Origin of the sequence: Micromonospora sp. NPDC005298 (assembly GCF_040607375.1) — a bacterium.
Lineage (GTDB): Bacteria > Actinomycetota > Actinomycetes > Mycobacteriales > Micromonosporaceae > Micromonospora.
On the sequence record NZ_JBEXGP010000004.1, the window covers coordinates 1 to 24,114 of the forward strand.

23 protein-coding genes and 1 tRNA gene are annotated in these 24,114 nt (G+C 71.6%); 8 read left to right on the forward strand and 16 right to left on the reverse strand.

Translation table 11 applies throughout. The features are described from left to right. The 5 genes from ABZS77_RS10640 to ABZS77_RS10660 form a co-directional block, all read right to left on the reverse strand. The coding region (locus ABZS77_RS10640) for a non-reducing end alpha-L-arabinofuranosidase family hydrolase (protein ID WP_354820508.1) at window positions 1-885 on the reverse strand (885 nt) is incomplete at its 3' end. A 280-nt stretch (window positions 886-1,165) separates the two neighbouring features. Continuing rightward, window positions 1,166-1,933 carry a serine hydrolase gene (locus ABZS77_RS10645; RefSeq protein ID WP_354820511.1) on the reverse strand — a complete coding sequence of 256 codons (768 nt, stop codon included), beginning with the start codon at window positions 1,931-1,933 and terminating at the stop codon, window positions 1,166-1,168. Window positions 1,934-2,078: 145 nt separating this feature from the next. Then, window positions 2,079-2,762, reverse strand: a complete 684-nt coding sequence (locus ABZS77_RS10650; protein ID WP_354820514.1) for a hypothetical protein — start codon at window positions 2,760-2,762, stop codon at window positions 2,079-2,081. 87 nt (window positions 2,763-2,849) lie between these two features. Then, window positions 2,850-3,350, reverse strand: coding sequence for a SigE family RNA polymerase sigma factor (locus ABZS77_RS10655; RefSeq protein ID WP_354820517.1), 501 nt, complete (start codon window positions 3,348-3,350; stop codon window positions 2,850-2,852). Next, window positions 3,343-4,227, reverse strand: coding sequence for a hypothetical protein (locus ABZS77_RS10660; protein WP_354820520.1), 885 nt, complete (start codon window positions 4,225-4,227; stop codon window positions 3,343-3,345). The genes ABZS77_RS10655 and ABZS77_RS10660 overlap by 8 nt, the downstream gene beginning before the upstream one ends. A gap of 482 nt (window positions 4,228-4,709) precedes the next feature. On the opposite strand from ABZS77_RS10660, the gene rph reads away from it, so the two are divergent. Next, a complete protein-coding gene (rph, locus tag ABZS77_RS10665; RefSeq protein ID WP_354820523.1) occupies window positions 4,710-7,307 on the forward strand; it encodes a rifamycin-inactivating phosphotransferase in 2,598 nt (865 codons plus the stop codon). A 26-nt stretch (window positions 7,308-7,333) separates the two neighbouring features. Here the strand turns inward: rph and ABZS77_RS10670 are convergent, their stop codons facing one another. The 3 genes from ABZS77_RS10670 to ABZS77_RS10680 are packed head-to-tail and all read right to left on the reverse strand — an operon-like array spanning window position 7,334 to window position 11,851. Next, window positions 7,334-9,061 (reverse strand): IlvD/Edd family dehydratase, encoded by a 1,728-nt coding sequence (locus ABZS77_RS10670; RefSeq protein ID WP_354820526.1) that lies wholly within the window; start codon window positions 9,059-9,061, stop codon window positions 7,334-7,336. Window positions 9,062-9,113: 52 nt separating this feature from the next. After that, window positions 9,114-10,643, reverse strand: a complete 1,530-nt coding sequence (locus tag ABZS77_RS10675) for an aldehyde dehydrogenase family protein (RefSeq protein WP_354820529.1) — start codon at window positions 10,641-10,643, stop codon at window positions 9,114-9,116. After that, window positions 10,640-11,851 carry a fumarylacetoacetate hydrolase family protein gene (locus ABZS77_RS10680; protein ID WP_354820532.1) on the reverse strand — a complete coding sequence of 404 codons (1,212 nt, stop codon included), beginning with the start codon at window positions 11,849-11,851 and terminating at the stop codon, window positions 10,640-10,642. The genes ABZS77_RS10675 and ABZS77_RS10680 overlap by 4 nt, the downstream gene beginning before the upstream one ends. 194 nt (window positions 11,852-12,045) lie before the next feature. On the opposite strand from ABZS77_RS10680, the gene ABZS77_RS10685 reads away from it, so the two are divergent. Next, window positions 12,046-12,822 (forward strand): IclR family transcriptional regulator, encoded by a 777-nt coding sequence (locus tag ABZS77_RS10685; protein ID WP_354820535.1) that lies wholly within the window; start codon window positions 12,046-12,048, stop codon window positions 12,820-12,822. 56 nt (window positions 12,823-12,878) lie between these two features. Here ABZS77_RS10685 and ABZS77_RS10690 read toward each other — a convergent pair whose 3' ends face one another. The 3 genes from ABZS77_RS10690 to ABZS77_RS10700 form a co-directional block, all read right to left on the reverse strand. Continuing rightward, the gene (locus ABZS77_RS10690) at window positions 12,879-13,598 is read right to left on the reverse strand and encodes an alpha/beta hydrolase (protein WP_354820538.1); all 720 of its coding nucleotides are present in this window, start codon (window positions 13,596-13,598) and stop codon (window positions 12,879-12,881) included. A gap of 109 nt (window positions 13,599-13,707) precedes the next feature. Then, complete coding sequence (locus ABZS77_RS10695) at window positions 13,708-14,613, reverse strand: siderophore-interacting protein (RefSeq protein WP_354821271.1); 906 nt, start codon at window positions 14,611-14,613, stop codon at window positions 13,708-13,710. 109 nt (window positions 14,614-14,722) lie between these two features. Further along, window positions 14,723-14,989: a helix-turn-helix transcriptional regulator gene (locus ABZS77_RS10700; RefSeq protein ID WP_354820541.1), complete on the reverse strand. Its 267-nt coding sequence runs from the start codon at window positions 14,987-14,989 to the stop codon at window positions 14,723-14,725. 102 nt (window positions 14,990-15,091) lie between these two features. On the opposite strand from ABZS77_RS10700, the gene map reads away from it, so the two are divergent. The 3 genes from map (at window position 15,092) to ABZS77_RS10715 (ending at window position 18,298) form a co-directional block, all read left to right on the forward strand. Then, window positions 15,092-15,910 (forward strand): type I methionyl aminopeptidase, encoded by an 819-nt coding sequence (map, locus tag ABZS77_RS10705; RefSeq protein WP_354821274.1) that lies wholly within the window; start codon window positions 15,092-15,094, stop codon window positions 15,908-15,910. 57 nt (window positions 15,911-15,967) lie between these two features. Continuing rightward, window positions 15,968-16,089, forward strand: a tRNA-OTHER gene (locus tag ABZS77_RS10710). 55 nt (window positions 16,090-16,144) lie between these two features. Then, a complete protein-coding gene (locus tag ABZS77_RS10715; RefSeq protein WP_354820544.1) occupies window positions 16,145-18,298 on the forward strand; it encodes a hypothetical protein in 2,154 nt (717 codons plus the stop codon). Window positions 18,299-18,475: 177 nt separating this feature from the next. Here ABZS77_RS10715 and ABZS77_RS10720 read toward each other — a convergent pair whose 3' ends face one another. Continuing rightward, window positions 18,476-18,691: a DNA-binding protein gene (locus ABZS77_RS10720; protein WP_354820547.1), complete on the reverse strand. Its 216-nt coding sequence runs from the start codon at window positions 18,689-18,691 to the stop codon at window positions 18,476-18,478. Between the two features lie 195 nt (window positions 18,692-18,886). Between ABZS77_RS10720 and ABZS77_RS10725 the strand changes: the two genes are divergently transcribed. Further along, a complete protein-coding gene (locus tag ABZS77_RS10725) occupies window positions 18,887-20,341 on the forward strand; it encodes an alkaline phosphatase PhoX (protein WP_354820550.1) in 1,455 nt (484 codons plus the stop codon). Window positions 20,342-20,401: 60 nt separating this feature from the next. Here the strand turns inward: ABZS77_RS10725 and ABZS77_RS10730 are convergent, their stop codons facing one another. Further along, a complete protein-coding gene (locus tag ABZS77_RS10730; protein ID WP_354820553.1) occupies window positions 20,402-20,971 on the reverse strand; it encodes a hypothetical protein in 570 nt (189 codons plus the stop codon). Between the two features lie 126 nt (window positions 20,972-21,097). Between ABZS77_RS10730 and ABZS77_RS10735 the strand changes: the two genes are divergently transcribed. Both ABZS77_RS10735 and ABZS77_RS10740 read left to right on the forward strand, forming a co-directional pair. Further along, entirely contained in the window at window positions 21,098-21,307 is a 210-nt protein-coding gene (locus ABZS77_RS10735) for a hypothetical protein (RefSeq protein WP_354820556.1), read from the forward strand. An 80-nt stretch (window positions 21,308-21,387) separates the two neighbouring features. Further along, entirely contained in the window at window positions 21,388-21,630 is a 243-nt protein-coding gene (locus tag ABZS77_RS10740; RefSeq protein WP_354820559.1) for a potassium transporter TrkA, read from the forward strand. A 50-nt stretch (window positions 21,631-21,680) separates the two neighbouring features. Here ABZS77_RS10740 and ABZS77_RS10745 read toward each other — a convergent pair whose 3' ends face one another. The 3 genes from ABZS77_RS10745 to ABZS77_RS10755 all read right to left on the reverse strand — a co-directional run bounded on the left by ABZS77_RS10745 (window position 21,681) and on the right by ABZS77_RS10755 (window position 24,099). Then, window positions 21,681-22,010 carry a TraR/DksA C4-type zinc finger protein gene (locus tag ABZS77_RS10745; RefSeq protein ID WP_354820562.1) on the reverse strand — a complete coding sequence of 110 codons (330 nt, stop codon included), beginning with the start codon at window positions 22,008-22,010 and terminating at the stop codon, window positions 21,681-21,683. A 314-nt stretch (window positions 22,011-22,324) separates the two neighbouring features. Next, a complete protein-coding gene (locus ABZS77_RS10750; protein WP_354820565.1) occupies window positions 22,325-22,903 on the reverse strand; it encodes a dihydrofolate reductase family protein in 579 nt (192 codons plus the stop codon). Next, the gene (locus ABZS77_RS10755) at window positions 22,900-24,099 is read right to left on the reverse strand and encodes an RNA polymerase sigma factor (protein ID WP_354820568.1); all 1,200 of its coding nucleotides are present in this window, start codon (window positions 24,097-24,099) and stop codon (window positions 22,900-22,902) included. Before ABZS77_RS10755 ends, ABZS77_RS10750 begins: the two co-directional genes overlap by 4 nt. Window positions 24,100-24,114 lie beyond the last annotated feature (15 nt).

Genomic DNA, 24,114 nt, shown 5'->3' on the forward strand with positions numbered 1-24,114 from the left:
GTTCTTGGGCGCGAAGTAGAACAGTGTCGGGGCGACGGTGGCCGAGTTCATGGTGTTCTGACTGGCCGAGGCCATCTCCGACCAGTTCGTGAACAGCCCGAAGTTCATCGACCCCCACGACGTGCCGGTGTTGTGGGTGGTGGCGTACACCAACTGCCGGCCGTTGTACGGGGCCACGGTGAAGTCCTTCAACGACACCCAGCCCGACTTCGGGTTCGCCAACACACCCGTGGAGGACCACCGGTACGACGACGGCAGGCTGCACGTACCCGTCGGAGGCGGCGTGGTCGGGTTGCCTCCACCGTCGACCCGGACGAGCTGCCACTGCTGGTTGCTGCCGTTCCAGTCGTCGTACTGCACGATGTTGCCACCGTCGGCGGTCGAGGCGCCCTGCACCTCCACCACCTTGTTGCTGTTCCGGTTGATCAACCGGATGTAGCCGCTGTCCGAGTCGGCGAGCCGGAACTGCTGGTTCGTCCCGTTGCCGTCGCTCCACTGCACGATGTTGGCGCCGTTGGCCGTGGAGAAGTTGTAGACGTCCAGCACCTTGCCGGACAGTCGCGACTTCAACCGGTAGTAGCCGCCGCCCGAGTCCACGAACTGCCACTGCTGCTGGTTGCCGTTGTTCCGCGCCCACTGCGTGATCCGGGCGCCGTCGTTCGTCGCCAGGTTGTACACGTCCAGGGCCTTACCGCTGTTGCGGTTGACCAGCACGTACCAGGCATTCGTGTCGACCGTCGCCGCGGCGGCGGGCGATGTCACCGCCACGGCGGCGACACCACCGGCCACCATCGCCGCCACGCCGGCGGTGACGAGTCGCAGCAACCATCCCCGCCGCCGCCGCGACGGCGGTGCGATCGATGGAGACCTATCAAGGGCAGACATGATCCTCCTCCAGTGACCAGGAGCCGAACGGTTCACCCGACCTGGGCGCTCCGCGACGCACGGCCGGGCGCATGCAGCGGAGATGTTCGCGTTAACACGCCTCCGGCATGCCCTGACGCACGTGTGATTCGAGGTCGACGTAGCAGGCTCGCCCGGTAAGCCGCGGGTGCCGTCGTCCTTGTCCATCGACTGTGAGCGATAACATGCTGTTCGTCAAGTCGTAATCCACAAGGAACATTGCCGTCGCCGAAGCGGACCGACAGCGGGGGCGACACACCACCTACCCCTGGGAGGGGGCAGCGTGCGCCGCGGCCGCGCGCAACTCCTGGAGCACGTACGTGGCGGCCTTCTCGACGACCCGGACCCCCGCCTCACGGCTCACGTGATGGTCGGAGAGCACGGCGACCAACCAGTCGTGCCGATCCTCGACGATCCGGCCGATGCTGTTGACCAGCCAACGCCCACCGTCAGCTTCGGCGGTGTCCCAGCCGTTCTTGACGTACGTCCCCCGGTTGCCCGCCTCCCGCGCGGCGGTGACCCCCCACCGCTGCTCGGGCACCACCTTCGCCATGAGACCCATGACGAGACGACGGTCATCCGGGGTCAGCGGCCCGGTCGGCGCCGTCAGCGCGGTCAGCAGACGGATCTGGTCGGCTGCCGTGGTGGTGGTGCGCCCCCACTGCGAGTTGGGTTTGGTCTCCCGCAGGCCGAGCACGCGATTCGCGGCGGTGAGCCCCCGCGATCCCTCGATCTTCTGCCACAGCGTGCTCGCCGCGTCGTTGTCGCTCGACTCGATCATCGCCTCGGCCAACCCACGGGTCGCGGAGCCCAGGGCTCTGCCGGGCGGTCGCTGGCGCAGCAGAAGTGCCGCGAGGATGTTGACCTTGACGATGCTTGCGGTCTCGAAGCGTCTGACCCCGGCCGTCACCGTGGCCGATCCACGCCGATCCAGCGCGGCGACCGCCAGGTGACCGTCGTACCGCCGCACGTAGGCCTCGATCCGCGTCCTCGCCTGCCCCATCCAGTCGACGGCCGGTGTCGTGGGCACCGGTGGGGAAGGCGAGGCACCGGGCGAGGCGGTGCCGGCTCCGTCGTGACCGCGCGTCGCGCCGTAGGCGGCCGTCGCGACGCCGGCGAGGGACATCGTGACCGCCGAGACGACCCAACGGCGCGGCAACCGCGCGCCTCTCCGCTCAGCCAAGGCGGGCCTCCACTCTCGCCGCGATGGAATCCAGGACGGCCCGACTGCCCGGGTCCGGGAGGCTGAACGTCGAGACCATCTCCCCCCGCCTCAGCACCACGAAGTACGTGACGGTGGGCGGACTCGCCGCATGCTCGATCCCGCCCCGGATGAGCAGGCCGGTGCCCGCGCGGTACCGCGAGTCGACGATGGAGAACGAGACGTGCGATCCGAGCATCCGGTAGCTCGCACAGCGCGCCAGTACGCGGCGGACGTCCTCGACATCGCGCTCCGCCCAACCCGGCTCGAACTTCTCCACCACGTGGTGCGCCGGCGACGAACCGTCCGACGGGTGGTAGAAGCGCTCCACGGCACCCTGCCGGTACGACCTGGCCGGGTAGTCGTCGCTCCGGTAGTGGGGGCAGGTGCTCTGCTCCCACGGCCAGGGCGGCAGCCCGACCCGAGCGTCACCCTCCCGCCAGTTCGAGCCGAGTTCACCCGCCCCCAGCAGCATGCTCAGGTCACGCCACTGCGCGCTCGCGGTCTGCCGCTCACCGGACACGCTGCCCGGCTCGGGCCGCTGGCAGCCGGCGGCCGACAGCACCACCGCCGACAGCACCACCGGCAGGACGGCGACCCGGCGTCGACTCCCGCCGCACCTCCGGCCTCCACCCGTCCCTCTGCTCCACACGGACACGATGGACCTCCCCAGACCCACGAAACATGGCGCGTACGCGCCCGACCGCCACGCCCGCCGCGATCACCGTCGACCGGACGGGACCGCTCAGTGGCGCTCCTCGGCGAACAGCTCGAGACGGCTCTCGCCGAGCAACTCGCGCAGACGGCTGAGGGACCTCATGCTCTGGCTCTTGACCACTCCGGTGGACACGCCGACGACCTCGGCGACGGTCTCCACGCTCAGGTCGTCCCAGTACCGCAGGACGACGATCGCCCGGTCCCGCAACGGCAGGGTCGCAATCGCGTCCAGCAGCGTCATCCGCAGCTCCGCCGGATGTTCCTCGGCCCGCTCCGGCGGCTTCGGCACGGCCAACTCGTGGCTGGAACGACGCCGCTGCTGATCGATCACGCAGCGCAGCAGGATCTTGCGGGCGTACGCGTGGGGATCGTCGGCACGCCGGACCCGCCTCCAGTTGGCGTACACCTTGGCCAGTGTCGTCTGGGTGAGGTCCTGCGCGAGATGCCAGTCGCGGCACATCAGGAACGCGGCGTCGCGCAGACGGCCGCTGGCCGCCTGCGCGAAGTCGACGAAGTCCTCGTCAGCCATTCGACCGGTCCAGCGTCGAGAATCTCTTGGTCCCTGCGGCAACGATGTCGGCCGGCAGCTCCGTACCCCAGAGCGGGTTGGACGCGATCTCCACCGCCTCCTCCACGGAGAGTGCGGGGACCGCCGCCGGACTCCCGATGCCATCGCCCGCCAGGCAGCTGGAGATCAGCACGTCGATCTGCAGGCCTGCGTAATGGTGCACGGTCACCCTCTTCGCCGCCACGCAGTCGTCCGGCATCTCGGTCAGTTCCACCGTTCCCGGGGCCGGGCCGGCGCCGAGGTCGTCCTGGTAGATGGAGAACCGCAGCACGCCCGGTCCCTTGCCCCGATCCAGGCGAAGCTGGACGAACGGCATGCCGGGGCTCGCCCCGTCGCCCGGCAGGACCGCGTAGTCGCTCGTCCTCCCCTTCGGCAGAAGCCGGGTCAGCAGCTCCAGCGCGCCCTCCGGGGAGGCGGTCCGCGTCTCGCCGACCGGCTTTCTCCTGATCGTCACGGTGCCGAGCACCCGTGTCGCGTTCGCCGGCGCCTCCGACCAGCGGAGCTGGTGCTGGGACTCCACCCCGCCCGGCGCCATGGGGGGCAGTGGCCCTGAGGGGGTACCCACCGGGCCGTCCGGCGGCCCTAGACCCGGCCCGCCGGGCGGGCCGGCGTGTCCCGGGCCGGCATCGCCCGGGACGGCCCCGATCGGGTCGAACGGTCCGACGGCCAGCCCGATGACGAGTAGCAGCACGAGAGTCGACCCGCCGCCGAGGCGTGCCAGCCGGCGTCGGCGGCGCAGCCGGCGACCCTGCGCCATCGCCTGCTGGACCAGATCACCCAGCGGCGGGGCGGGATGCCTGGCCAGATCGTCCCCCAAGAGCCTGCGGACGTCGTCCATGTCCCGTTCTCCTCCTCGGTCGGTCACCGGCACGGCGACCCCGTCACCTGACCTGACGGGTTGGCCGGCCGGTTTGGTTACCGCCGGGCCGGTCGCAATTTCGGCGCGCCCGGCGGGCGGCCCTGCGACGCGGAGGAGTCACGGGGTGCGGCGATCGAGGAGTGCCAGCACCGTCGCCGCCGCGCTGAGGTCGTCGTCCTGCTGGCCCTCGCGGCCGGGCCGGTCGGATGACCGTGAGGCGCGCTGATCCCCGGACGGTTCCTGAGGACCGTTTTTCGCGGAAGGAATTTCGCCCGGCGGCGGCGGAGAGATGAGGACGGGAAGTGCTCCCACTAAAACGTATATCGCACCCCGGGGCTTGCCACAAGACCCGGGGGGCGGCGCAGAATCGTCGGCCGGAGCCAGGAACAAAGCGAAGAATCGGGACACCGATCCGTCCGGTGGAACGCCAGCGCCGGACGGACGTCTCGGAGGGGGCCGTGATGAACGAGCGGTATGTGGTGAGCCTGCGCGAGGTCGACGAGTCGCGGATCGCCCTCGTCGGCGGCAAGGGCGCGCAGCTGGGGGCGTTGTCGCGGGTCGAGGGTGTCCGCGTGCCGGCCGGCTTCTGCGTGACGACCGACGCCTTCCGGCTGATCATGGCCGAGGCGCCGTCGATCGAGGAGCTGCTCGACGGCCTGTCCCGGCTGGACCCGGACGATCGGGAGGCGGTCCGTACGGACAGTGCGCGGATCCGCCGGACCATCGAGGGTGTCGCCCTTCCCGACGAGGTGTCGGCGGCGATCGACCGGGCGCTCAGCCAGCTCGGCGACGACGCGGCCTACGCCGTGCGGTCGAGCGCGACGGCTGAGGACCTGCCGACGGCCTCGTTCGCCGGCCAGCAGGACACGTACCTGAACGTCATCGGGCCGGCGGCCGTCCGTGCGCACGTCAGCCGGTGCTGGGCCTCGCTCTTCACCGAGCGGGCGGTGACCTACCGCCAGCGCAACGGCATCGACCACCGCGCGGTCGACATGGCCGTCGTCGTCCAGAGGATGCTCTTCCCGCAGGCGGCGGGCGTCCTGTTCACGGCCGACCCGGTCACGTCCAACCGGAGGGTCGCATCGGTGGAGGCCACCTTCGGTCTCGGCGAGGCGCTGGTCTCCGGGCTCGTGAACGCGGACGCCTACCGGGTACGCGACGACCGCGTCGTCGACCGGGCCATCGCCGCCAAGCGGCTCGCCGTCCACGCACTGCCGACCGGCGGAACGACGCGCCAGACGATCAGCTCGCACCGGCAGGACCAGCCGGCGCTGACGGACGAGCAGGTCGTGCGACTCGTGCGACTCGGACGAGGGATCGAGGCGCACTTCGGCTGCCCCCAGGACATCGAATGGTGCCTGGTCGACGACGACTTCCAGATCGTCCAGAGCCGGCCCGTCACCACGCTGTTCCCCGTCCCGGTGTCCGACGACGGGGACAACCACGTCTACCTGTCGGTCGGTCACCAGCAGATGATGACCGACCCGATGAGGCCCCTGGGACTCTCCATGTGGCAGCTGACGGCCATGGCACCCATGCACGAGGCCGGCGGGAGACTGTTCGTCGACGCCACCCGGCACCTGTCCTCCCCCGCCGGCCGCGCCGCCTTCCTGGCGATGGTGGGGAGGTCCGATCCGCTGACCAGGGACGCCCTGGAAACCGTCCTCGACCGTGCCGAATTCGTCCCGGTGCTGCCGGACGCCGCTCCCGCCGGGCCGCCGCGGGGCCCGGCCCCCACTCCGATCGAGACCGACCCGGCCATCGTCACCGAGCTGATCGAGCGCAGCCAGGAGTCCATCGCCGCCCTGCGGCGCGACATCGCGACGGTCACCGGGCCGGCGCTGTTCGACTTCCTGCTGGAGGCCTTCCAGGAGCACAAGCGGGCCCTCGGCGATCCGCGGAGCATGCAGGTGATCATGGCGGGGATGGAGGCCACCTGGTGGCTCAACGACCAGCTACAGGAATGGCTCGGTGAGAAGAACGCCGCCGACACGCTCACCCTGTCCGCGCCGCACAACATCACCTCCGAGATGGGGCTGGCGCTCCTGGACGTCGCCGACGTCGTCCGCCCCCACCCCGAGGTGGTGGCGTTCCTGCACAAGGCCGGGGACGAGAGCTTCCTCGACGACCTGGCCCGGCTACCGGGCGGCCCGCAGGCGCGCGACGCCATCCAGGCCTACCTCGACCGGTACGGGATGCGCTGCGTCGGCGAGATCGACATCAGCAGGCCACGGTGGGTCGAACGCCCGAGCACGCTCGCTCCGCTCATCCTGGACAACGTCAGGAACTTCGAACCGGGCGCCCGTGAGCGACGCTTCGAGCAGGGACGCCAGGCGGCGCGGACGAAGGAACAGGACATCCTGGAACGCCTCCGGGAGCTGCCGGACGGGCATCGCAAGGCCGACGAGACCAAGCGGATGATCGACCGGGTCCGCACCTTCATCGGGTACCGGGAGTACCCGAAGTACGCCATCGTCAGCCGGTACCTCGTCTACAAGCAGGCACTCCTGGCGGAGGCCGAACGCCTCGTACGGGCCGGTGTGCTCCGCGCGACCGACGACATCTTCCACCTGACCTTCCACGAACTGCACGACGTCGTCCGCACCAACCGGGCGGACGACCAGCTCATCCGCCGACGCAGGGACGCGTTCCGGTCGTACCTGTCGCTCACCCCGCCCCGGGTGCTCACGTCCGAGGGCGAGGCGCTCTTCGGGGCGTACCGGCGTGACGACGTACCCGCCGGCGCGCTGGCTGGCCTCGCGGTGTCCGGTGGGACGGTCGAGGGGCGCGCCCGCATCGTCCTGGACCTGGCCGAGGCCGACCTCGAACCCGACGACATCCTGGTCACCGCGTTCACCGACCCGAGCTGGTCCCCTCTGTTCGTCGCGGTCCGGGGGCTGGTCACGGAGGTGGGCGGCCTCATGACGCACGGCGCGGTGATCGCCCGGGAGTACGGGCTACCCGCCGTCGTCGGCGTCGGGCAGGCGACCACGCTGATCCGCGACGGGCAGCGGATCCGGGTGAACGGCACGGACGGGTACGTGGAGATCCTGCCCTGACCGGACGACGCGCCGGGGGCGGTGGGTCAGTGTGAGTGGCGGGGCACCGCGCTGCCGCTGCCGCCGACGAGGAAGTCGAGGTCGGCACCCTGGTCGGCCTGGAGGACGTGCTCGCTGTACAGGCGCGTCCAGCCACGGTCCGCCGTCGGTCGGGGCGGTTGCCATCCGGCACGTCGGCGGGCCATCTCCTCGTCGTCGACCAGCAGGTCCAGTCGGCGCGTCGTCACGTCGACGTGGACCAGGTCGCCGGTACGCACCAGGGCGAGCGGGCCACCCACCGACGCCTCCGGGGCCACGTGCAGGACGCAGGTGCCGTAGCCGGTGCCACTCATGCGGGCGTCGGAGATCCGCACCATGTCGGTGATGCCGTCGGCGAGCAGCCGGCGGGGCATGGGCACGTTGCCCACCTCGGGGAAGCCCGGGTAGCCGCGGGGGCCGGCGTTGCGGACCACGATCACCGTCTCGGGGGTGACCTCCAGGTCCGGGTCGTCGGCGGCGACGACGTAGTCCTCGATCCGGTCGAAGACGAGCGCCGGTCCGGTGTGCGTGAGCAGGTGGGCCGAGGCGGCGGAGACCTTCAGCACCGCACCGGACGGCGCGAGCGACCCGCGCAGCACCACTGTCCCCGAGCCGGCGGCCTGGAACGGCTCGGCCATGGTGCCGATGACGTCCCGGTTCCAGCACCGGGCGTCGCCGATGTTGTCGGCCACCGTCGTCCCGCTGACGGTGACGTGGTCCAGGTGCAGCAGCGGGGCGATCTCCGCCATCACCGCCGGCACGCCGCCCGCGTAGGCGAAGTCCTCCATCAGGTACGCCCCGGACGGCATCAGGTTGACCACCATGGGCACGTCGGCGGTGAGGGTGTCGAAGTCGTCGAGCGACAGCGGTACGCCGAGCCGCCCGGCGATCGCGAGCAGGTGGACGACCGCGTTCGTGGAACCGCCGATCGCGGCGTTGACGCGGATGGCGTTCTCGAACGCCTGCCTGGTGAGCACCGAGGACAGCCGTTGGTCCTGCGCGACCATGGCGACGATCCGGCGGCCGGCGGCGTGCGCGAGCGCGTACCGGCGGGAGTCGACCGCCGGTACGGCGGCGGCGCCCGGCAGTTGCACGCCCAGCGCCTCGGTCACGCAGGCCATCGTGGAGGCGGTGCCCATGGTCATGCAGTGGCCGCGGCTGCGGGACATGCCGACCTCGGCCTCCGCGCAGTCCGCCGCGGTCATCCGACCGGCCCGCATCTCCTCGGTGAAGCGCCAGACCACGGTGCCCGAGCCGATGTCCTGGCCCCGGAACTTGCCGTTGAGCATCGGGCCGCCGGTCATCATGAGGGTCGGCAGGTCGACGCTCGCCGCACCCATCAACAGGCCGGGGGTGGTCTTGTCACAGCCGGAGAGCAGGACCACCCCGTCGAGCGGGTTGGCGCGGACGGACTCCTCCAGCTCCATCGCCAGCAGGTTGCGGTAGAGCATCGTGGTGGGGCGCATGAGGGGCTCACCCAGGCTCATCGCCGGGAACTCCAGGGGCAGGCCGCCGCTCTCCCACACGCCCCGCTTCACGGACTCGGCGAGGTCCCGCAGGTGGGCGTTGCAGGGTGTCAGCTCCGACCACGTGGTGGCGATGCCGATGACCGGACGACCGTCGAACACGTCGTCGGCGAATCCCTGGTTCCGCATCCAGGACCGGTGGATGAACCCGTTACGGCCCTGGGCACCGAACCACTCGCCGCTGCGCAGCGAACCGTCGGTCGTCGACATCGGCGCACCTCTCTCCTCGTGAGTCCGACCGCGAAGCCGCGGGACTGGTGACCTACCGGCGTGGTTGGTCCGTCCCCGGTTCCCATCTCCCGTCGACCCGCCGGGCAATGGCTGTGTGTTCGTCCCGCAGTTCCTCGGGGAGGATCCAGGCCGGGGCGTCCTGCCACGCCAGGGGGCGCAGGAACCGTCTGATCGACGTGGCGCCCACCGACGTGTGCACGGTGTTCGTCGACGGCCAGGGCCCGCCGTGGTGCTGTGCCCACGACACCCGGACCCCGGTGGGATAGCCGTCGAAGACGAGGCGACCCGCGCGGGCCGCGAGCACGTCGACCACTCGGCGCACGCCGTCGGCGTCGTCAGCCGGGCCGTGGTGGACCGAGCCGGTCAGTGACGGTGGGACGGTGGCCAGCGCGGCGTCGAGGCCGGCGACGTCGCCGTACCGGACGACCACCATGAGCGGGCCGAAGCACTCGTCGGCGATCTCGGCGGTCAGGCCCGGCAGGCCAACCTCCAGCAGCGTCGGCGCGACGGTGAACCCCGCGCCGGGCTCGACCCGGGCCTGCGCCGAGACGCGCGCGCCGGCCCGCTCGAACGCCGAGGCCCCGCTCTCGTACGCGTCCCGGATGCGCTCGTTGAGCAGGACCGCGCCGCCGCAGGAAGCGACCCGCTCCCGTAGCCCCTCGACGAGGCGGTCGCCGCCCGGGTCGGACGGGATGAACGCCAGGCCCGGCTTGGTGCACAGCTGGCCGCCCGACGCCGTGAAGGAGGCGAACAGCCCCTCGGCGATCAGGTCTCCCCGGTCGGCCGCCGCCCCGGGCAGGACGACGATCGGGTTCACGCTGCTCAGCTCGGCGTACAGGGGAATGGGGTCGGGCCGTTCGTCGATGGCCGCCTGGATGGCGCGGGCCGCGCTGAGGGAGCCGGTCAGGGCGGCCGCGCAGATCGCCCGGTGGCGCACCAGCGCACGGCCGGCCTGCTCGCCGTACACGATCGCGGTCACGCCCTCGGGTCCACCCAGCTCGCGGATGGCCGACCCGATCGCCTCGGCGGACGCCCGCGAGGTCAGCGGGTGTGACGGATGCGCCTTGAGGAGGGTGGGGCAGCCCGCCGCGAGGGCGGCGGCGGTGTCGCCCCCGGCGACCGAGAAGGCGAACGGGAAGTTGCTCGCGCCGAAGACGGCGACCGGCCCGAGGGGTACGAGCATCCGCCGCAGGTCCGGGCCGCGCCCCAGCGGTGTGTCGGCGGCGTGGTCGATGTGCGCCTCGACGTATCCCCCGTCGCGCAGCACCTCGCCGAACATCCGGAACTGGAGTGCCGCACGGGTGAGTTCCTGGTCGAGTCGTGCGTGGGCCAGTCCGGTTTCGGACTGCGCGGCCGCGACGAGGTCCGCCCGGCGGGACTCAAGTGCCGCCGCTGTCGCGTCCAGCATGTCCGCTCTGCCGCTCCGGCCCAGGTCGGACAGCCACCGCGCCGCCGCTGCCGCCCGGGAGGCGGTGGCCTCCAGAGTGGACTCGTCGGTCTCGACGAGGTCCGTCGCGCGACGCCGACCGTCGCGCGGGTCGACAGTGCTGACCACGTTCACAGCAGTCCTCTCCGTCCCAGATTGCCCATCAGATCGCGGATGCCGAAGTGCCAGGGCTCGCACTCCTGGGCGTGCCGCACCCTGTTGACCAGGGCGCCGAGTGTCGGGCAGGCGATCCGTACCACGTCGTCGATCTTGTGGGTGAAACCCTCGCCGGGGCGGTCCCGGTCCTGGATGGGCGCGAACATCGTGCCGAGCATCAGCACGGCGCCGTCGGGATACTGGTGGTGGGGGCCGACCAGCTGACGCACCAGCGCCTCCGGGTCGCGTGACATCCGGGTCATCTCCGAGACCGCCTCCAGGCGGAAGCCGTCGACCCCACGGATGGTCAGACCCACTTCCAGGCCGCGCACCCGGGCCAGGTCGAACCGTTCGTCGAACAGCCGGATCAGGGGACCGAGGGCGCACGAGGCGTTGTTGTCCTTCGCCAGGGGAAGCAGGAGCGCCGAGCGCCCCTCGACGTCCCGCAGGTTCACGTCGTTGCCGAGGGTGGCACCGACGATCCGGCCGCTGGACTGGATGACGAGCACGACCTCGGGCTCCGGGTTGTTCCAGGTCGACGTGGGGAGCACGCCCACCGGAACGGCGGTGCCGACGGCGGAGAGGATCTGACCCTTCGTGAAGATCTCCGCGTCCGGGCCGATCCCCACCTCCAGGTACTGACTCCACATGCCCTCGGCGACCAGCAGATCCTTGAGCCGCTGCGCCCGCGCCGAACCCGGGGCCAGAGTGTGCAGGTCGGCACCGATGTCGGCGACCATCCGGCCCCGGAGGTCCGCCGCGAGCGCCAGGTCTCCCCGTGCCCGCTCCTCGATGACGCGTTCGATCATCGAGACCGGAAAGGTCACCCCGGCGGCCTTGAGCGCCTGGAGGTCGACCGGCGCGAGCAGCCACGGCCGGGTGCGGTCGCGGGTCGCGGCGCCGGTGTTGGCCAGCACCGCCGCGAAGCTGCCCACCAGCGGCCCGTCCAGCCCGGCGACCGTCGCGGCGGGGTCGGGCAGCTCGCAGATGTCCCGAACGGTGGGGAACCGGTGGCTGATGTCGACGACCTGCCCGTCCCGGACGGTCACGGCTGAGGGGCCGTCGACCGACGGGTCCCAGATCCGGCCGACGAGGACGCTCTGCGCGGCGTCATCCGGCAGCGCTTCGGCGGCCGTCCCGAACCAGTCCTCGTCGGCCGCCCGCCCTCGGGGCTCGGGCACCGTCATGAACCGCTCCCCGGGTTGAAGAAGCACCGCTCGTCCCGGGACGGTGGTCGGAGGCGACACCACGGAACGCATTTGCAACGATCGTAGCGACATATGCAACGACGTCAAGGTGTTGTTGCGTATCGCGTCCGCTACATTGCACATTACGCAACGCTCAGCGCCGCGCAGCCGTCGCACGAAGGGAGACCTGGCCGGTGGCCCAATCCATCCGCCGCGCGATCGACCTGATCCGTCGATCCGCGGAACGCCCGCTGTCACTCACCGAGGCGGCGGACGTGCTCGGCGTTCACAAGTCCACGGCCCTGCGGATCCTGCGGACGCTGGAGGCCGAACGCTTCGTACGCCGCACCGGCGCCGGCACCTACGTGCTCGGAAGCGGGCTCATCGAACTGTCCGAACTCGCGCTCGGCTCGATGGACCTGCGCCAGTTCGCCGCCGCGCCCCTGCGGGCCCTGCAACGCGCGACCGGCCACACCGTGCACCTGGCCCAACTCACCGGCGACGAGATCATCTACATCGACAAGGTGGACAGCCAGGCGTTCGACGCCGTGACGCTGCCGTCCCGGGTGGGGCGTGCGGTGTCGGTCTACGCCAGTGCCGTCGGCAAGACGATCCTGGCCTACCTACCCACCGAGGACCGCGACCGCCTCCTCTCGCACGTCACCTTCGAGAGGTTCACCGCCACCACCCTCGCCGACCACGACCTGCTCGACGCCGAACTCGATCGGATCCGTGAACGCGGCTGGGCCGCCGACAACGGCGAGCACGACGCGTACGTCATGTGTGTCGCCGCGCCGATCCGGGATTCGCGTGGACGTGTCATCGCCGCCGCCTCGATCACCGCGATCGAGGTCATCGCCGACCTGGACCAGCTCAAGAGCAACCTTCCCCTGCTCCTCGCCACCGCGAACCAGATCTCGTCCGAACTCGGCTACACGGCCTCCGCCGACGGGAGCCGCGACGGCGTGTGACGCGGCGCGCGTCCCCGCCGCACGACGGCACCGGCGGGGACGCCACGCCGCGATGGTCAGGCCCCGACGCCCCGCATCGCCTCGATGACGGACTCCGCGACCTCGGCGGGCTGCGACACCGCCATCGCGTGGGAGGCGCCGGCCACCTCCCGGACCCCGCGCGCGTCGGCCCGTTCGGCCATGAAGCGATGCACGGCGACCGGGATGTTGCGGTCCCCGTCACCGAAGACGAACCAACTGGGCAACGTCTGCCAGGCCGGGGCCGCCGTCGGCAGACCCTCGCCGAGCGCCTGCTCGGTGATCGGCCGCTGCGTCCGGGCCATCAACGCCGCCATGTCGTCACTGACGTCGGCGGCGAACTGCGCGTGGTAGGCGTCCTGGCCGATCGCCACCTCGTTGCCCCCGCTGGACACCGGGTAGGAGACCAGGGTGTCGCCGAGCGTGCTGCCCGGGAACTTGGCGGACAGCGCCAGCGCCGACTCCCCCGTCTCGGGCGCGAACGCGTTGACGTAGACCAGGCCACGCACCGTCGGGTCGCCCGCCGCCGCCTCGGTGACGACCATTCCGGCGTACGAGTGGGCGACGAGCAGGACGGGGCCGCCGACCCCCCGGACGACGTCCCGCAGGTACGCGGCATCTGCCGTGACGCTGCGCAGCGGGTTGGCGGCGGCCACCACCGAGTAGGCGGAACCGAGCCGCTCGATCACACCGTTCCAGCTCGCCGACTCGGCGAACGCGCCGTGCACGAGAACGACTGTGGGCTTCTGATCCGACACGGCTGGCCGCTCCTTTGCTCCAGGACGAGGATGCCGAGGCGTCCCGCCCGACTGCGTGGGCGCGGCTGATTACCCGCCGTACGATCGGGAAACGTCCCGACCGGCCGGGTCAGATCGGGTCGGCGCGGCCGAGCCGCCAGTAGCCCATGAAGGCCACCGCCCGCCGGTCGAGACCACGCTCGACGACCAGGTGCCGACGCAGCGACCGGATGACGCCCGCCTCCCCCGCCAGCCAGGCGTACAGCGGCGACGGCGGCACCTGCTCGGGCACCTCCCAGAGGATCTCGGTGTCCACGTCCACGTCGGTGATGGGTTGCGCGGCCACCGGCGTACCCCCGGTCAGGAGTTCCCCCGTCGCCGCGGCGACGGCCGGCACCAGGCGGCTGCCGTGCCCGCCCGCGCCCCGGGGCAGCCACCGCACCTCGATACCCGGAGGCGTCACCAGCGGCAGCACGTCACCGGCGTCGGGCACCTCCAGCAGGACCGTGCCGCACGCGTCGAGCGGGAGGCGTTCGCAGATGGCACCGATGGCCGGCACGGCCGTCTCGTCCCCGGCCAGCAGCAGACGCCCGGTCGACGGGGGCCGGAACTCGACGCCACCGTGGTCACCGTCGTAGCCGGCGTCCGGGCCGAGGAGGGAGATCTCGTCGCCGGGGCGCGCCCGCCGCGCCCAGCGGGTGGCCGGGCCGCCGTCGCCGTGCAGGACGAGGTCGACGTCGACCTCGGACAGGTGCGGACGGACCGCCCGGACCGTGTAGGTGCGCAGCGGACTGCGCTCGGTCGCGGGCAGGGCGCGCCACCTCGCGTACCAGTCCGGGCCCTCGGGCATGTGCACACCGAGTTGGCCGGGCACCGGCAGCGCCAGCTTGATCCGCTGGTCGTAGCCGTTGTCGGCGAAGTGGTGCAGATCCGGGCCGGTGAAGGTGACCCGGGTGAAGGACGGGCTGAGCTGGCGTACCGCCCGGACCTCCACGGCGAACAGGCGCCAGGGTGTGATGGGCAGGGTCTGGGTCAGGCTGCTCGGCGCCGATCCGACTGTCATGAAGGGTAGGCTAACCTAAGCCGTTTTCACGGTCGCCGAGGGGGCGTCGGCCCGACGCGGATGCCGGTCCGGAGCCGTGCCCTCAGGAGGCTTCGCGCAGGCGCAGGTCGGCCAGCCACACCTCGGCCAGGTCGCTGAGCGCGACGCCGAGGACCTCGCTGAGGCAGACCACGGTGCCGAACGCCGGTGCCGGAAGCCGGCCCACCTCGATCTTGCGCAGCGTCTCCGGTGAGATGCCGGCCGCCAGGGCCACCTCGACCAGACTGCGGCCACCTCGCGCGACCCGCAGCGCCGCACCGAGACGCTGCCCCGCTGCGATCTGGGCCGGTGTGAGTGGTGGGCGGACCATGTCAGCAGGATAGATCCGCCCTCACGGACCAGCAACGCCGACCCGCCGGACGCGCCGACCTGCGTGGTATAAATATACCGCTACGGAGAGGGAGTGTTGATCGTGATCGAACTCAAGTCCGCCCAGGAGATCGGCCTGATGGCAGTCACCGGGCGGTTCGTCGGCGAACTACTGGCGGAGCTGCGCGAGATGGCCGCCGTCGGGGTCAACCTGATGGACCTCGAACACCACGCCCGCCGCCGGATCAAGGAGCGCGGCGCCGAGTCCTGCTACTGGGACTACACGCCGTCGTTCGGGCGCGGCCCGTTCCGTAACGTCCTGTGCCTGTCGGTCAACGACGCCGTGCTACACGGTCTGCCGCACCGGTACGCCCTGCGCGACGGTGACCTGCTGAGCATCGACATGGCCGTCGGGATCGACGGGTGGGCCGCCGACTCCGCGCTCTCCGTCGTCGTCGGCACCCCCACCCCGGACGACCTGAAGCTGATCGAGGCCACCGAGGTCGCCCTGGAGGCCGGAATCGCCGCCGCCCGACCGGGCAACCAGCTCGGCGACATCTCCGCCGCCATCGGCGAGGTCGCCCGCCGCTACGGCTACCGGGTCAACAACGAGTTCGGCGGGCACGGCATCGGCCGCACCATGCACGAGGCCCCGCACGTACCCAACGACGGCCGCCCCGGCCGGGGCATGAAACTCAAGCCCGGCCTGACGCTCGCCATCGAGCCGTGGCTCTGCCAGAGCACCGACCGGATCAGGTACGACGACGACGGCTGGACGATCCGGTCGGCGGACGGCTCGCGCACCGCCCACTCGGAGCACACCGTCGCGGTCACCCCGGACGGCCCGCAGGTGCTGACCCGCCGCCCCGGGCACGACACGAGGTCGGGCGACCGCAGCGGGCAGCCGGCCGCGACGAGCTGACGCCCGGCGGCAATCTCGATAGCCACACCGCCTCGATCGATGCGATGATCGACATCTGGGTCGCTAGCTCAACTGGCAGAGCAATCGGCTAGCGCGTCCGCCCTCCGCCCGGTGCGGCGATGGGCGCGCTTCCTTCTCTTCGGATCGAAGGGTTCGGGGTTCGAGTCCCCGGCGACCCACGTGTGCCACGGCGTCGACCGGCACCCGTCGGAGTCGACCGGAACGGAGGACCGCGTGCTCGCCAAGTTGCTCATCCAGAAGACCCTCCGCGTCCCGGCCAGCACGGGCGCGGCAGGCGACGGCACGCCGGTGGCCCGGCAGCTGGACGCGGCGCTGCTCGACGTCGGGTTCTCGGCGTCGCGGGCCCTGCTGGACCACATCGGCACACTGGCCCCCGCGCCGGCGATGGACCTCGCCGCCACCGTCGTCTCGGCGGTCCGCGAGCTCGTCGGCGACCACGTCCCGCACAACGCGTACTTCATCGGCTTCCCCGACGACGTGCCGGACACCATCGAATTCTGGACGGACCGGCTGCGCGCGGCGGTCCTCGCCGGCGGCGCGACCGACGAGCGCCTGCGAGAGGCCCTCGCCCGGGGCGAGGTGAACCTGCTCGACCTGCCGGCGTACGGCACCTACCAGCACACCTACGCCGAGCTGCTGGCCGCGCACGACGACCTGATCGGCGCGGCCGGTGACCGGGTGACCGTGCTGCGCCTCGGTGACACCGTCGACGTCGAGGCCGAACGGCTCTACCTGGCTCTGGCCGGCAGCGCGACGCCACTGGGCGAGACGGACCTCGCGCTCCTGGGCGAACTCGCGGTCGCCTGCGCCGACGGCCCCCAGCCCGCCGGGATCCCGGTCCGCGAGAACCGGGCCGTCCTCAACGGGATCCGGCTGGTCCTCGGCCGGCCGCTGATCGGTGTGGACACGACGACCGACGTGCTGCGCCTCGCCTGCCAGGTCTCCGGCGGGGACACCTCACTCGTGACACCCACGCGGTTTCGCGCCTTCAGGCGTCCGGAGCGGCGCGTTCTGCTGGCCGCGCTCGACACGGTCGTGGGCGCGAACGCGCACAAGCTCGGTGACGTCGCGCGCTACGCCGAGCGGTGGAAGCGGCTCGCCGAGCGGCTGCACCCCCACGAGTACGACAGGTGGCCGCACGCCCAGGCGGTGTTCGCGGTCGCCCGTGGCGAGCAGCGCGTACGCGGTCTCGCCGGCCGGGCGGAGGCGGCGATCAGCGCCGGCGCGATCGGTCCGGCGGCCTCGGTGCTGTCGGCCGCGCCCGGAATGCTCCTGCGATCCGCGGACCGGCTGCTGCGGCTGGCGTCACCGTCGGAGCGGTCCACTGTGGTCGACGCGGTCACCGGTGCGCTCGGCTCGGCGTCCGGGCGGGTGCTCCTCTCGCTGCGCGAGCACGTCGACAACCGGTCGGCTCCCGTGTCCGCCCGGATGTACGCGAGCCGCTCCCGCACCGGTTGGGTCGGTCCCGACGTACGTCCGCCGCTGCCGGCCGGGCTGGTGGCCGAGCTGTCGTCGTTGCTCGACGCCGAAATCGACGCCCGGCTGCCGGCGCCGGAACGGCCGCTGCTGGTGGATCCGGAGGTGCTCGACGTCGCGCTGCCGCTGTCCGGCAAGGCGTCCGAGGGCGGTTTCGCGGTGCTGCCGCGTGGCTCACGGGGGTCGGTGTCGGGTGAGTTGCTGCGCTTCTTCACGTACTGGCGCCAGACGGGTCGTCGCACCGACTACGACCTGTCGGTGCTGCTGCTCGACGACGAGTTCCACGGCGCGGGCCAGGTGTCCTGGACCAACTACCGCCGCGGCGGCGTCGTGCACTCCGGCGACGTGACCGACGCGGCGAACGGCGCGACCGAGTTCATCGACGTGCGGCTGACCGTCGGCGCGCGCTACGTGGTGCCGCAGGTGAACATCTACGCGGGCGAGTCGTTCGACGAGGTCGCCGAGTCGATGTTCGGGTACCAGACCCGCTCCCGGGACCAGCGCGGTGCGCCGTTCGACGCGCGGACGGTCCGGGCACGGTCGCAGATGCGTGGCCGGGGCCGGGTCGCGCTGCCGGTGGTGTTCGCCCGGACCGAGGCCGGTTGGCAGGCCGTGTGGCTGCACCTCTACCTGCGGGGCTTGCCGTCCTTCAACCGCGTGGAGGAGAACGGTTTCGGTACGGCCGAGCGGGTACGGGCACTCGTGGAACGGCGCTACCTCACCGTCGGCTACCTGGTCGACAGGTGGCGGGCACGGGCCGACGTGTCGACATGGGACGGACGGCTCCCCGAGGAGCCGGTCACCTTCGTGGGCATCGAGGCCCCCGAGGGTCTGCCCGACGGATCGGAGACCTATACACTTGATCGACTCAGCGAGCTGATCCCTGGGTAAGCGGCGACAGCCGAGGCCATGCGGGCGCTTCCTTCTATTTCCGTTCAACTCGGAAACCTCCGCGTCAGCGGAGGATGTGGTGATTCCAGTGCCCGCGCTCTCCTCGGCTCGTCCGCGAATCGCCGCCGACCCGACCGGACCCGACCCGATCAGGGCGGCGTCGCGTCGCGGCCCCGCCTACAGATCGTCGAAGGCAAGACCGCGCTCGGCGAGCGCGGTGGCCAGCATGCCGACCGCCCTGGGCCCGACTCCGTGCAAGGCCAGGAGATCGCGGCGGCTGTGGGTGGCCACCTGCGCGAGCGTGGTGATGCCGGCTTCGAGCAGTGCCCTGGTGGCGGGTCGCCCGATCGGCGGCAGGTCACCGGTCTGCGCGGGCGTGTCATGAGTACTCACGGCCTCACGATAGTTCGCGCCTCGCCACTGGTCCCGTACCGGCGGGCAGGCCCTGGGTGCGGTGACCGTCGTTAACGAGACCCCGATTCTTCACTCCGCTGTCACCACCAGACCCCCCCGGGTGACGTGTCGGCGTCCGCCTGCGGGGGTTGGCTGTCGGTCGTCGCACTTGATCCTGACCAGGAGCTGATCCCCGTGCCTTCCTCCCGCCGTACCTTCCTCGCCAGCGGTGCCGCCGCCGGCGTGGGCCTCGCCGTCGCCGGCGGCCTGCCGTCCCTGGCCCAGGCCAGCCCGGGCCGGCCGCAGCCGCCGGTCAAGGGCGGACATGCGCCCTTCCCGCCGCTCGTGGACGACCCCGACGGCATCCTCGCCCTGCCCGAGGGCTTCAGCTACACCATCGTCACCCGGACCGGCGTCACCCGGCTCGACCGCGGCCAGGGCACGACCCCGGCGGACCACGACGGCATGGCCGTCTACGACGCCGGCCACGGCCGGTACACCCTGATCCAGAACCACGAGATCGACCCGGGCGCCGAGTTCGGCGTCCCGCACGTCAAGGGGACGGTGTACGACCCGGGCGCCGTCGACGCCGGTGGTTGCACCGTGATCAGGACGGACCGTACCGGCCGGAACCTGGGCGAGTTCGTGGCCCTCTCCGGCACGATCTCCAACTGCGCCGGTGGGCCGACCCCGTGGGGCACCTGGCTCACCTGTGAGGAGACCGAGGACCGGGCCGGCGACGTGTGGGAAGAGGACGGTCGGTCCGGCGTCTACCAGAAGGACCACGGCTACGTCTTCGAGGTCTGGGCCGACGGCAGCGCCGACCCGAGGCCCGTCAGGTGCCTGGGCCGCTACTCCCACGAGGCGCTGGCCGTGGACAGGGACCGCACCCGGATCTACCTCTCCGAGGACGCCGACGGACCGAACGGCCTCTTCTACCGCTGGACCGCGCCGCGCGGCGTCAAGCTGGGCCCCGGCGTACTGACCCGCCTCGCACCCGACGCCGGTGTCCTCGCCGCCATGCAGATCATCATGGACGACGGCTCGGTGCTGCCGGACGTCGCCTACCTGACCTCCGCGCAGCTCGGCCGGCCCTTCCCCGTGCGGTGGATCGAGGTGCCGGACCGCGACGCGCGCACCACGTCCGTCCGCGAGCAGTTCGCCGACGGTCAGGTCACCCGCGGCCGCAAGTTCGAGGGCGTGTGGGGCACCGACGAGGGCGTCTACGTCGTCAACTCCTACGCCTGGGACGACGGCGACCTGCCGGCGGACGCCGCCCCGCACGACGGCATGGTCTGGTTCTACGACTACAGGGCCCAGACCATCCAGCTGGTCACGTACTTCCCGCACCAGACCGCCTCCGAGGAGGGGACGCCGGTCAGGTACACCGACCTCACCTTCGACGGCCCGGACAACGTGACGGTCACCCCGTGGGGCAGCCTCGTGCTCGCCGAGGACGGCTCGGGCGCCTCCCACGTGCTCAGTGCGATCCCGGGCGGCCCGACGTACGCGATCGCCCGCAACCAGCTCAACGACTCGGAGTTCTGCGGGCCGACGTTCACGGCCGACGGCCGGGTGCTCTTCGTCAACATGCAGGACCCCGGCCTGACGCTGGCCATCACCGGTCCGTGGGAGAAGTACCTGGGCTGACCCGGTACGCGGTGGGGGCCGGCGGACCGCAGGCCTCCACCGCCACCAGGCGAGCTGGTCTCAGGCGGGCACCGCCGCGTATTCGCGGTCGGTGAACAGGTCCACGTCGCGCGGGCCCAGCTTCGCCACCCGGCGGGCGTGCAGGGCGAGTTGCCCGCGTGCCTCGCCGAGGCGGCGGGTGGCGACCACCATCTCGTCGGTCGCCTCGAACGACTCCGTGCCGCTGGACGTCATGGCGGCGTCCATCACCCCGTTGAACGCGGTCATGAGCCCGTTCGCCAGGGCGATGCCGTCCTGGTCGCCGCTGGTCCAGATCTGCGACCAGGCGTCCTCCACGGTGGTCATGTCCCTGGCCAGCCAGTCGTGCAGCACCATCGGATCCAGCGGCTTCTGCCCTCCGAACAGCTGGTCGCCCACCTCCCGCAGGCCCGAGCGCCAGTACCTGGTCTGCCGCAGCGCCTCGACCTTGTGGGCCAGGCGCAGGGCGCCGGACAGCATGAGGACGTACGCGCGTTGAAGGTCTGTCTGCTTGCGGTGTCGCCGCCTCAGTCGGCTCTGCACCAGGACCAGGAACAGGGATGCGCCGGCGGTGATCGCGGAGCCGAGCAGAGCGGCGACTGTCGAATTCACGCCGACATGATGCCCGTCGATGGTGGACGCCGACGCGCGGGGTGGCTCCGCGCCGAGGTCGCACGCGACCGACCGTCACGTGACGCGGATGTGGCCGGCACTCTGGGCGACGGCTATGTTTGCGGCATGCACGATCGACGCGGCCGGGCGCGCGTCGGCGAGCGTCTGCCGCTGCCGACGATGCTGGTGCTTGCCGTGGTCGTGATGGTGCTCGCGGCCACCCGGTCGATCGGGCTGTGCATCGTGTTCCGGTCGACGCGACGGGCGATCCCCGGTTGTGTGCCGGCCTGGTCGGCGGACCGCGCTCCGCCGCGGCACGCGTCCGCCGCCGCCTGACCAACCCGCACCGGCTCGCGCCGGCCCGCACCCGCTGCCGGCCGCCGCGCGAGGTCCGTCGCGTCGCCCCTGGAGACGTCATGATTGTCGAACTGACCCCGCTGCCCGGCATCGGGGTGCGCCGCATGTTCACCACCGCCGAAGGCCGCCGCGTGGGGGTGGTCACGCACCATCCGGGCGGCCGGCGGGATCTCGTGTACGAGTCCCACGACGATCCCGACGCCACCTGCTCTCTGACCCTGACCCGTTCCGAGGCGGTGGCCCTCGCCGGGCTCCTGGGCATCCTTGACGTCCTGGACGTCGTCACCGTCGCGGACAGGTGAGGGACCGTGGCTGCCGTGCCACAGACGTGACACGGCAGCCACGCGGGGTGTCACCTGTTGTGCTTCTCCTGGCACGACACGCAGAAGCGGGCGTGCGGGAGGATGTCGAGCCGCTCGGCGGGGATGTCCTTCCGGCACTTCTCGCAGGCGCCGTACGTGCCGTCGCTGATCCGGCTCAGCGCACCGGTGATCTGCTCGATGTTGCGACGGGTGGCCACCAGCAGGGCGGCCCGGTGGTGGGCCTCACTCGGGTCGCCGGTGTCCGCGTTGAGCTCGGTCAGTTCCCGCAGCCGCGCCGTCTGCGTGGCGAAGTCGTCCGCCAGGGACGCTCGCAGATCGGCCAGCCAGCCTTGGTCGACGGTTCGGTGATCGACGCTCATGGTCTACCTTTCGAAGGAGAGGGCGTGGAAAAAGAAAAAGGCCGAAGCTTGACAGCTTCGCCCTGGCGGTCGTTCTGGGATGCAACGATTCCGCGGGGGGCCTCGGCCGGTTCGCGCCGGGCTCGCCAGCCGGGACGTGGGCGCGATGGGCAGCACGCGGACGACAGGCACGCGCATGCCGGCCATCAGGCGCGCCGCTGTCGCCAGACGGACAGCACCGAATGCCGCCACATCAGTGACGGCAGCGGAGCGGAACGTGACCGGAGACATGCCTCCACCATAGGGCGGAACCGCGGCAAAGCCAACGCCGGCTTTCAGACGTGCGGGGTGGGCCGGTAGGTGAGTTCCTGGGAGCGACCGTCGAGCGTCCGGCTCCCGATCAGTTCCAGATCGAAGTCGTCCGCCCCCTGGAAGATCGGCTCCGTTCCCGTCCGACCGGTGATCACTGGAAAGATCGTCACCTGGACGGCGTCGACGAGGCCGGCGGCCATCAGCGCCCGGTTCATCGACAGGCTGCCGTGCGAGCGCAGGGGAACGTCGGACTCCTCCTTGAGCCGGGTGACGACCTCGACGGCGTCACCGCGGACGAGCGTCGCGTCCGGCCAGTCGAGGGGTTCCGCGAGCGTGTTCGACACCACGGTCGCCGGGAGGCTCCTCATCCGGTCGACCCAGGCGTCACGGACCTCGGACTCCTCGGTGCTCGCGGCCAGCATCCGCGCGAACACCCGGTACGTGCTGGCCCCGAGGACCATGCGCTGCTCCTCGGTGTAGACGGACAGGCGGTGCGCCAGCAACTCGGGGCCCTGCTTGCCCCAGTAACCGCCCCAGTTGCCGCTGGCGGTGCCGAAGCCGTCGAGGCTGGAGAAGACGTCGACGGTGTAGGTGGCGGTCATGATGGTCTCCGTTCCCGGGTGAGTGCGGTACGACGGGTCCGCAGGTGGGCCCGCTCGGTCTCGTTGCTGGCCAGCGCGATGGCCTGGTCGTAGGCGGCTCGGGCCTCGTCGTCCTGTCCGACCCGGGCCAGCAGCTCGGCCCGGGTGGCGGGCAACCGGTGGTAGCCCGGCAGGTCGATGCCCTCCAGCGCGGCGAGGGCGACAGCAGGTCCGTGCACCTCGGCGACGGCGACCGCGCGGTTGAGCGCGACGACAGGCGTCGGCGCGAGGGCGAGGAGCTGGTCGTACAGTGCCAGGACCTGCGGCCAGTCGGTGCCGGCGCCGTCGGTGTGCACCGCGTTGATCGCGGCCTGGATCTGGTACGGGCCGGGCCGGTTGCGCCGCAGGCAACGACGGACCAGGTCGTGGCCCTCGGCGATGAGGGCCGGGTTCCACAGTGACCGGTCCTGGGCGGCCAGCGGCACCAGGTCGCCGTTCGCGTCGAGCCGGGCCGGGCGGCGTGCCTCGGTCAGCAGCAGCAGGGCGAGCAGGCCCAGCACCTCGGGCTCGTCGGGCATCAACGCGGCGAGTTCGCGGGCGAGCCGGATCGCCTCGGCACACAGGTCCGTCCTGATCAACGGACCGGCGGTGGCGGCGTAGCCCTCGTTGAACATCAGGTAGAGCACGGTGAGGACGGGCGGCAGCCGGTCCGGCAGCTCGTGTTCGGCGGGTACCCGGTAGGGGATGGCGGCGTCCCGGATCTTCCTCTTGGCGCGCACGATCCGCTGGGCGACGGTGGCCTCCTGGATGAGGTACGCCCGGGCGATCTCCGGCACCTCGAGACCACCGAGCAGGCGGAGCGTGAGGGCGGTCCGCGCGTCCGGGGCGAGCGCCGGGTGGCAGCAGGTGAAGATGAGCCGCAGCTGGTCGTCCTTCACCGGTCCCACCTCCTGGGGTTCGTCCTGGTGATGCAGCAGCAGTGCCTGGGCGTGCCGGGCCTCGCGGGTCGACTCTCGGCGGAGCCGGTCGACGGCCCGGTTGCGGGCGGTGGTCACGATCCAGGCGCCCGGGTTCGGCGGCGGGGTCCGCCACTTCTGCAACGCGGTGGTGAAGGCGTCCTGGACCGCCTCCTCGGCGAGGTTGATGTCACCGAGGAGGCGGGCCAGGGTGGCGACGCAGCGGCCGTACTCCGCGCGGTAGATGCTCGCCAGGTCCATGTCCGGTCGACGGCT